This is a genomic window from Blastococcus goldschmidtiae (assembly GCF_031845325.1).
In the GTDB taxonomy this organism is placed as follows: domain Bacteria; phylum Actinomycetota; class Actinomycetes; order Mycobacteriales; family Geodermatophilaceae; genus Blastococcus; species Blastococcus goldschmidtiae.
In genome coordinates this window covers 1-562 of sequence record NZ_JAVREI010000040.1, presented here as the reverse complement: position 1 = coordinate 562, position 562 = coordinate 1, and the positions used below count along the sequence as shown (strand labels likewise).

Below are 562 nucleotides of genomic sequence, written 5' to 3'. Positions count from 1 at the left end.
CGTTTTACTCGCTGACCGACTGCGTCGAATATTTGAGGGAAGCGTGGCAACGGTAGGGGGAATCAAATATATGACTGCTTTGTTTTGCATCGGAAAATATAGCGGATTAACAAAAATCAGGACAAGGCGACGAAGCCGCAGACAGTACAAATAGTACGGCAAGGCGAGGCAACGCCGTACCGGTTTTGTTAATCCACTATATTTTGACGGGGTTGAAGTTGACATCTACAAAGTTTAATGTTTGAATACATTAAAAAATATATTTGAATGGGATGTTTTATGATTCAAAATGTTGTTACTTCAATAATCCTGTATTCTGGGACAGCCGTAGACTTACTTATTATCCTAATGTTATTTTTTGCCAAAAAAAAAGCGGAAAAGACATCATTAACATCTATTTAGGACAATTTCTAGGCTCTGTTAGCCTGATATTGCTAAGTTTGCTTTTTGCATTTGTCTTAGATTATATTCCTAGTAAAGAGATTTTAGGTTTGCTCGGCTTGATTCCGATTTTCCTAGGCCTCAAAGTTTTGCTGTTAGGAGATTCCGATGGAGAGTCTAT

At 37.9% G+C, this 562-nt stretch carries 1 protein-coding gene; it reads left to right on the top strand.

Annotated elements, in window-relative coordinates; all coding sequences use genetic code 11:
• Nucleotides 1-272: 272 nt before the first annotated feature.
• On the top strand, nucleotides 273-562 hold a 290-nt coding region (locus tag RM425_RS21485; protein ID WP_449495095.1), incomplete at its 3' end, for a cadmium resistance transporter.